The organism is Hydrogenovibrio sp. 3SP14C1 (assembly GCF_029625905.1).
Lineage (GTDB): Bacteria > Pseudomonadota > Gammaproteobacteria > Thiomicrospirales > Thiomicrospiraceae > Hydrogenovibrio.
In genome coordinates this window covers 1-261 of sequence record NZ_JARTLM010000174.1, presented here as the reverse complement: position 1 = coordinate 261, position 261 = coordinate 1, and the positions used below count along the sequence as shown (strand labels likewise).

The following is a 261-nucleotide window of genomic DNA, read 5'->3' as shown; positions in this document are numbered from 1 at the left end:
ACCACCCGCGAGACAGGCCCCAGCCAGAACGACTTCGCGGCGTTCAACCCGGCGGCCCACGTGGGCGACAACGCCGACCACGTGGCGCTTTGTCGTCGGCTGCTGCACAAGGAAATCGGCGATAGCCGTCCGCTGCTGTGGCTCAATCAAACCCACGGGGCACGGGTGCAGCAGGAGTATCAGGAGAGCGCGCCGGAAGCCGATGCCTCGGTGGCCAGCAGCAGCGACTATGCCTGTGTGGTGCTCACCGCCGACTGCCTG

Annotated in this window: 1 protein-coding gene; it reads left to right on the top strand. The window is 67.0% G+C overall.

The features are described 5' to 3' along the window. Positions 1–261, top strand: a 261-nt coding sequence (locus P8629_RS12120) for a laccase domain-containing protein (RefSeq protein WP_278166363.1), incomplete at both ends; no start/stop codon positions are given.